The following is an 8,083-nucleotide window of genomic DNA, read 5'->3' as shown; positions in this document are numbered from 1 at the left end:
AGCGCGAAGCTCTTTTCAAGATGAGGTTTCCCACAGGGTTAACCTGGTAAGGCCCGTGAGAGACGATCACGTTGATAGGCCGGAGGTGTAAGCACAGCAATGTGTTCAGCCGACCGGTACTAATCGGCCGAGGGCTTGGAGATACCCGTGCTCGCTCTTTCCTTCTTAAAGAAGTGACGACATACGCAGCGAACGACATATACGCAGAGAGATGTATCGTTGAGATGCGTCTCATTGATAGAGATTGACAATTTCGAGCGGTGGCAATAGCGGTGGGGAGACACCCGTTCCCATTCCGAACACGACCAGTTAAGCCCGCCCGCGCCGATGGTACTTGGGGGGAGGCCCCCTGGGAGAGTAGGGCACTGCCGCTCGTTTCAACAACCCCCCTCATTGCGAGGGGGGTTGTTTTGTTTTGCCCCCACGCCAAGGGTTGGACCGGCCGGGGCTGGGGACTCGTCCTGCTGGGTTAGGGTGAGCTGAGGAAATTCGGGGGAAATCTGCGGAATCGGTTGCTAGGTACGATGGAAAGTAATAAAGTAGTACAAATTCAGTGATACAACAGAAGATTGTATTGCTGGGGGAGATCGTGTGGGGGATCTTGTGGTCCCGCTGCAACGCGGTCTTGGCAATCTGCCCTAGGGGTAGCGGATATCGGGGAGGGTTTCGACAGATGTCGGGTATGAAGAGTTGGATGAAGCTTGGTTTGTTGGCTGGTGGCATGTCCTTGGTGGCTGCTGCCTGCGGTAGCACGAGCTCTGGTGCCGCGGCGTCTGGGTCGTCGGCATCCCAGGTTGCGGCGAATTATGCCAGCTATGCGTTGCACACCGGTGATACCTACTCTTGGGTCTTGCCGATCCCGAATGAAGCCAACTATGAACCTTGGGACCAGAACGCTGAGTATGGCATGTACCGGCCCTTGTATGTGGCGGGTAACGGTGCATCACCAGTGATCAACTACGCCGATAGTATTGGGCAACAGCCGGTGTATTCGAATGGCGATAAGACGGTTACGGTCACACTCAACGCGTGGAAGTGGTCTGATGGGAGCGCGGTCACGGCGAGGGATGTCCAGTTCTTCTACAATTTGTATGTGGCGAATAAGTCCCAGATTGCCACTTATGTACCAGGTAACTTCCCCGATAATGTTTCGAGTTTTCATGTAGATTCGCCGACACAGTTCACCTTGACGCTCAAGAATGCGGTCAATCCTTTGTGGTTTACAGATAATGAGTTGACCGATGTTGTCCCGCTCCCGCAGCAGGTGTGGGATCGCGAGTCTTCCGGAGGTAAGGTTGGCAACTATGACCTTACCTCAGCTGGGGCGAAAGCTGTTTTTAAATTTCTATACGCGCAGTCTTCGAAGCTCTCCACCTATGCCACCAATCCTTTGTGGCAGGTGGTCGATGGTCCATGGAAGTTGCAATCCTATGATCCGACGACGGCGCGTACCGTCTTCGAACGCAATAAGGCCTTTACTGGTCCGGATAAACCGAAGCTCTCCGGGTACGTTTTAGAGAGTTTCTCTTCGCAGACGGCGGAGGTCGATGCCTTGCGTAATGGCAGCCTTGACTATGGGTACCTGCCGTTGAGTGATGTCAAGCTTTCCTCGACCTTCAAGGCGGATGGCTATACGATTGCACCGTGGGCGACGGACTATGTACAGTGGGCAGAGTTGGGTTACACAAGCAAGACCTGGGGCCCGTTGGTAAAGCAGCTCTACATTCGGCAGGCACTCCAACATGTGATCAACGAGCCTCTGTATCTGAGCGCGACACTCCATGGTGATGGGCAGTTGACGTACGGTCCAGTCCCGAATTTGCCAGGTTCTCCTTACGTTTCGCCGCAAGAGAAGACGGATCCAGATCCGTACTCGGTGAGCGCGGCGAAGGCGTTGTTGACAGCGCACGGTTGGACAACGGGTTCCAATGGAGTGATGGTGTGTGCGAGCCCTGGTACCGCTGCGACGCAATGCGGAGCGGGCATCGCCAAGAATGAGCCGCTGAGTTTGAAGTTTATGTATCAGACGGGGACACCGACCCTTCAAGCACAGGTTGAGGCCTTTGCTACGGCGGCGAAGTCGGCAGGGATGGACCTGGTCTTGGATCCACAGTCGCAGTCGACCATGTTCTCTATCGGCGGGGTGTGTCCATCGTCCGGTCCTTGCAACTGGGGCATTATCCTCTATCGTACGTTCCTGTGGAACTATGGCCAAGGTGATGTGTTGCCGACCGGTGGCCAGATGTTTGGTGCTGGAAATTACTGGGGCGGCGGCTATAGCTCTTCGACCGCGCAGACCCTTATCAACGACACCCATACACAAGCTGGCCTCCAGCCGCTCTTCAACTACGAGAACTATATCTCTACGCATGTAGCGGCGCTCTGGTTCCCCACCTGGGATTGGCAGGTATCAGTGGTCTCGAATCATCTCCATGGATGGGACCCACAGCAGGTCTTTGGCGATCCGGTCCCCTCTCGGTGGTACTTCTAGGGTAGGGAACCGGGGGCCAATGAAGGGGTTCTCGAGATCCACACATGTTGCCTAACTGCAGGAGGGCGTTGATCGCGTATCGCGACCATGGTGTCTGCGCGGGCTGTGGAAGGCCCAACGGGTGCATGATGACAATGGCAACGTCCTGACGGGGGAGTTTTGGCTGCGCGTTCTAGAACGATTGCTGAACGGGATACATCTCGCCGATACTTCGTTACGCCAGCGCCGTGGAGGCTAACATCGCATGGGACAATTGATGCCACTCCTCTTGTCTCAATGCAGGAGGAGATGGTCGCCATAGCGATACAGTCGGAGATCCCCCAAGGTCAGTCCTCTCAACTGCGGCCAGGTGCATCTTGGCCGTTGGTGAGCCAGGTAGCAACCTCACTCGCTGCTCTTATAGGGCTTGGCTGAGCAGGTGGGTCGATACAAAGGATTGTCTCGCGAGCACGAAAGCGAAGCTTGTCATACTTGGCGCGGGATTCGCTGGATTGCGCGTTCTTTATCGTTTGCACGACACGTTTGGCGTTACCCTGATCGATCCGCGTTCGGATAGTTTGGCCAAACCCACACTTCCCGAGCTGGCGTTGAGCGGCAAACCGGTCGCGCACGCTCGGTTCCCCCTGGCTCCCATCGCCAGACGGACGCAGGCACAGTTGACCCAGGCGAGTGCAACGAGCATCGATCCGGTGGCTCAGCGGATCCAATTGGATAGTCACGAGGCGATCAGCTATGACTTCTTGGTGATCGCAGTCGGTGCGGTAAAAGACTATTCGGCCATCGAGGGTCTCGAGGAGTTTGGCTACTCAGTCTGTGACGATGATCATGCAACGCGACGATGGGATGCGCTCTCCGCCTTCAAGGGTGGTCCGATTGTTGTGGGGGCAGCGTTGAGCACTTGGGGAACCAAGGTGGCAGCACCCGACCTGAAGGCACCGTGCGAAGGTCCAATTGGTGAGGGGATCTTCATGGCCGGCTATGAGCTGCGATCGCGAAGGATCGCGCATACGATCTCGGCCTTCACCCCTGGTGATGTCTTTTTCGACGATGTTGGTGACAACGTTCATGCTAGCATTGCCCCTTTGCTTGGGGCAACAGGGGTTGAGGTCCTGACGGCAAAGAGTGTCCGTCGAGTTGCCAAGGGTTCGGTAATGTTTACGGATGGCACGGAGTTGGAGTCCGAGTTGACGGTGGTGATCCCCCCGTACCGAGACCCGAAAATGATCGTCGACTCAGGACTGGGGGATGAGGTCGGGTTTGTTCCAGTCAATGAACAGATGCAGGCCTTTGACTACTCGAATATCTTTGTGGCTGGTGATGTGAGTGCGCTCGCCATGCCTAAACTGGGACATATCGCGGTGCACCAGGCGGATGTCGCCGTCGCGTGTTTGCTGAGAATGGTGGGCGACACGGTGGAGATACCTCCATATCGACCAGAGGTCATTTGTGTCATGAACCGCGGTGGAAGCGAGGCGATCTTGCTTCTCTCTGATATCATCTACGGCGGCGAGCGCGATATCGCCAAAAGTGGACCTCTGGTGCACTTCATGAAGTGGAGTTTTGATGCGTGGGGTTACCATACGCACGGACATCTTCCGCCCGATCTACTACAAGAGGCGTTGGAGAAATTCCTGTCGTTCATACGCCGTCCGAGGCTTGGACAATGGAACCGGATCGGTGCCGAGCAGTGGGGTACGATCCGTCAAGGTCCAGGGATCGAAGTTTACCGGTCTCGGGCTTAGCCGAGCGCTGTTAGCGAGGTAGTGGAGATCAGTCACCGCGTTGCGGCAGGGAAGCAGTGCAGAGTCGGCAATCGAGTGTCGACCTCGCTGCACGATGGTGATGCGTTCGACGATCTTGCCTTCTCGTTGGAGACTACCACAGCTACACATCGCTATTGATGTGCATTGGATGAAACGATCGGTTGATATGGTTAGTCGGAGGGGGTTTGCAGTGGCTCCTTGGTCCCCTTGAGGCGGAAGAAGAGAATGGCGGCGACCAACAGAGAGAGCGCCCCAGCGATAAAGGCCCAGCGTGGAGAGAAGTCTTGAGAGAGAAAACCTATCGTGGGTGCTCCAATTGGCGTGCTGCCGAGGAAGCCGAGAGTGTACAGTGCCATCACGCGTCCACGCATCTCGAAGCGAGAGTTCATCTGGAGGGTGGCGTTGGTGAGTGCGTTGAAACTGATGGAGAGGGCGCCTAAGCCCATGAGGGCAAGGCCGGCCAGCCAGATGCTAGGGGCTAGTGCCACAAGTACCATCAACAAGGCGAATCCCACCGAGATGGCGGTCATGAGACGTGGGCCAGCTGGACGACGGAGTGAGGCTGCCACAATGCTACCAAAGATTGCCCCAACCCCAAAAAGCGACATGAAGTCGCCGAGTAGTTGGGCATGTCCATGGAAGGTGGACTCAGCTAGCAGTGGGATGGTTACCGGAAAGTTGTAGGCGAAGATGCCGGCGATCATGATCGCTATCAAGGTGCTGAGAAGGATCGGACGCTTGCGCACGTAGCGCAAGCCTGCACGGATCTGACCCGGTTCACGTAGTACAGTCCCTTGCACGAAGAACTGGCTCGATTTCATCATGACAAGCGCGAGTAGTATGGCCAGGAATGAAATCGCATTCAAAAGAAAGCCCCAGCTGAGGCCCAGACTCGCAATCGCAATGCCGACCACGGCGGGCCCTATGGCGCGAGCGAGATTAAAGCTCGCAGCGTTGAGCGTGACCGCATTCTGTAGGTTATCGTGCCCCACCAACTCTTGGACAAAGCTCTGCCGAGCGGGGGTATCGATGGCGTTGATGAGACCCAGGATAATGGAGAAGATAAAGACGAGAGGGATGTTGATCTGGTGTTGAGCGACGAGATAGAAGAGGATGAAGGCCACAAGCATGAACAGTGTTTGGGTGACCATGATGAGGTGTTGACGGTTGCGCCGATCGACGATGATACCAGCTTGAGCACCGAAGAGCAGAATGGGGAGGAATTGCGCGGCAGTAACCAATCCGAGCAGTGATCCGCTCTTGCTCAAAGTGAGCACAAGGTAGGCGATCGAGATCGACTGCATCCAACTGCCGGTGTTGGAGATGAATTGCCCGATGGTGAAGAGGCGAAAATTCCGCACTCCGAGGGAACGAAAAGTATCTCGGCGCCACCGTGCCAGTGCGTTGAACTTCATGACAAGTAGCTCGTTTTCGGTCCAATCTTCCGCTTCAGGTGCTTCTTAAGTATACCAGCGAGTTGGGGTAGCGGATTGTTTAGCCAGGTGCGCTTTGGGTTTAGACACGAGCGCTTCGACGTATGGCCAGGCGCTTGGGACTCGTTGACGTGGCGAGTGAGGAAATCTTCGGGGCCGGATATGGGCGGAACCGTTCTCGGAGAAAGGATGGTAGGGACGCCAACGGTGCATACCTGACAAGGTTGTCCAAGCGAGATGGATCAGTTGGCCTTGGTTGCCACCAGTACTTACTGCACCCTGACCCGCGGATCGACGACACCGTAGAGGATGTCGACGATGAGGTTGCCCAAGACCGTCATCACGGCGATGACGAGTACGATCCCCAGAAGGACCGGGAAGTCGCGAGTCTGGGCTGAATTCCAAAACAGGAGACCGGCACCGGGGTAGTTGAAGAGCGCCTCCACGATGAGGGATCCAGAGATGGTGTAGGGCAATGAGAGGCCGAGGAGGGTCAAGGTTGAGTTTAAGGAGTTGCGCAAGACATGCCGTAGGAGGATCGTTCGATTGCGCGCACCCTTCGACCTGGCTGTTCTGACGTAATCTTCCAGCAGGTTGTCGATGACTGAAGAGCGCATGTAACGACTGAAATAACTCACGTTGGCCAAGCAGAGGGTAATGATTGGAAGGGCGAGATCGGTCGCATCGATGGTGAGGCTCCCCCCAAAATTTGAGGCGGTCGATGGGAAAACCGGTAGCCAGATATTGAGGATGACGATGAGTACCACGCCTAGGAGGAAAGTGGGCATCGAGTACATGATGAGCATGGTGCCGCTTAAGGCATGGTCGTCGGCTCGATTGCGCCGGTAACCCTGCCAAAGTCCCATGGGTATCGCGATGGCGACCGCGAAGAGGAGTGAAATCGCGACAAGGAAGAAGGTGCGGGGAACGTACTCAGCGAGCAATGTGGAGACGTTTTCACTGAGTTTATAGGAGTAACCAAAGTTCCCTCGGAGCGCATTCCAAGCCCAGGTGAGGTATTGGACTGGGAGCGGTCGGAGGAGCCCTTCTTGCACCTCCAGTGCATGGACCTGGATAGGGCTGGCCTTCTGGCCAAGTTGGGCCCGGACGAGGCCTCCGGGCAGCAGATGCAAAATGATGAAGACGATAATGGAGACTGCGATGATGGTGATGATGGCCTGGCCGCAGCGTCGGAGGATATATCGGATCATGCGAGCGCCTCCCGTCGCTTCGTGGAGCAACCGTTTGTTTGCCTGGTGAGTGTTCGTCGTCTCGTTGGTGAGGGGTGGGAAGACAGCATCAGGGTCCTTAGTGTTGCGCCAGTCGTGATTCCACGACATCTCGTAATGCGTCACCGAGAACATTCACGGCCAGAACCGTCAAGACGATGAGGACCGCCGCGGGCCAGAGCTGCCACCAATAGCCGTCGAAAATGTTGTTTACGCCACCGGCAAGGATCTCTCCCCAGTTCGTAGCGGGTGGTGGGATGCTGAGTCCGAGATAACCCAATGCGGCGAAGGTGAGAATGGCATCAGCCACCTTCAGAGTTCCGTTCACGACAAGCACGCCGAGAACGTTCGGCATGATATGCCGCGCGATGAGCCGCCATCGGGGTGCTCCGAAACCTGCTGCTGCCACCACGTAGTCGCGCGTCTTGAGGCTCAACGTCTCTCCGCGTACGAGTCGGGCGGTCGAGAGCCAGCTCACTCCTGAGATGACAAGGATGATCAACCACAGCGTGGGTCGCACAATCGAGGCGAGCAGGATCACAAAGAAGAGGAAGGGGATTGATAGCAGAGCGTCAACGATCCGCATCATCACGGAGTCAACCATGCCGCCAACAAAACCACTGATGGTGCCCCATACAAGGCCGAAGGCGGAGGCAAGGAGTCCAACGGCGAGCCCTAGCTCGATGGTGCTCTGTCCGCCGAGCATAAGTCTCCCGAGTTCATCTCGACCTGCGGGACTCGTTCCAAGGATGTGTGCAGCCGAAGGTGGCTGGTTTTCGAGGAGCAGCTGAGCGGAGACTTGATCTGTATGGTACACAAGTGGGCCGACAAAGCAGAACAGGATGATGAGCAGCAAGATGACAAGGCTCCCGACCGCGAGCTTGTTCGCCACGAAGGTGGTGACGGCGGCACGTAGCGCACCCACTCGTTGGTCGACCTCAGCAGGCTCTGCGCCCGGTTCCTTGGCCGTGATAGCCGTCATTGCCCCTCCTTCAACCCGGCCCTGACGGTCTTGGCATTTGGTGGCATTGGTGTGCCACGGTTCCGCCTGCCGTCGAGTTGTTAGTTATGATACAGCAACATGGCAACACAGGAGGCAGCAGAATTCACATTTTTACCAAGCCTTCATTCCGCATGCCTTCTCGGGTTATCACGAGGGACGCCTCT

At 56.3% G+C, this 8,083-nt stretch carries 5 protein-coding genes and 2 rRNA genes; 4 read left to right on the top strand and 3 right to left on the bottom strand.

All coding sequences use genetic code 11. The annotated features are described in order from the left end of the window. The 4 genes from M7439_RS05880 to M7439_RS05865 all read left to right on the top strand — a co-directional run. Window positions 1-143: ribosomal RNA gene (locus tag M7439_RS05880) — 23S ribosomal RNA — on the top strand; the annotation flags it as partial. 113 nt (window positions 144-256) lie between these two features. Beyond that, window positions 257-374, top strand: a 5S ribosomal RNA gene (gene rrf, locus M7439_RS05875). 320 nt (window positions 375-694) lie between these two features. After that, window positions 695-2,491 carry an ABC transporter substrate-binding protein gene (locus M7439_RS05870; protein WP_298346596.1) on the top strand — a complete coding sequence of 599 codons (1,797 nt, stop codon included), beginning with the start codon at window positions 695-697 and terminating at the stop codon, window positions 2,489-2,491. Between the two features lie 356 nt (window positions 2,492-2,847). Continuing rightward, window positions 2,848-4,233, top strand: coding sequence for an NAD(P)/FAD-dependent oxidoreductase (locus M7439_RS05865; RefSeq protein WP_298346593.1), 1,386 nt, complete (start codon window positions 2,848-2,850; stop codon window positions 4,231-4,233). Window positions 4,234-4,424: 191 nt separating this feature from the next. On the opposite strand, the gene M7439_RS05860 is transcribed toward M7439_RS05865, so the two are convergent. From M7439_RS05860 to M7439_RS05850, 3 genes are all read right to left on the bottom strand, one after another. Continuing rightward, window positions 4,425-5,669, bottom strand: a complete 1,245-nt coding sequence (locus M7439_RS05860; RefSeq protein WP_298346591.1) for an MFS transporter — start codon at window positions 5,667-5,669, stop codon at window positions 4,425-4,427. A gap of 287 nt (window positions 5,670-5,956) precedes the next feature. Continuing rightward, window positions 5,957-7,027 carry an ABC transporter permease gene (locus M7439_RS05855; RefSeq protein WP_298348829.1) on the bottom strand — a complete coding sequence of 357 codons (1,071 nt, stop codon included), beginning with the start codon at window positions 7,025-7,027 and terminating at the stop codon, window positions 5,957-5,959. Next, on the bottom strand, window positions 6,996-7,898 hold the full coding sequence (locus tag M7439_RS05850) for an ABC transporter permease (protein ID WP_298346588.1): 903 nt from the start codon (window positions 7,896-7,898) through the stop codon (window positions 6,996-6,998). The genes M7439_RS05855 and M7439_RS05850 overlap by 32 nt, the downstream gene beginning before the upstream one ends. Between the last annotated feature and the right edge of the window lie 185 nt (window positions 7,899-8,083).

Origin of the sequence: Ferrimicrobium sp. (genome assembly GCF_027319265.1) — a bacterium.
Taxonomy (GTDB): domain Bacteria; phylum Actinomycetota; class Acidimicrobiia; order Acidimicrobiales; family Acidimicrobiaceae; genus Ferrimicrobium.
Note: the sequence above shows the minus strand (reverse complement) of the source record. Positions and strands in the feature narration are given on the sequence as shown.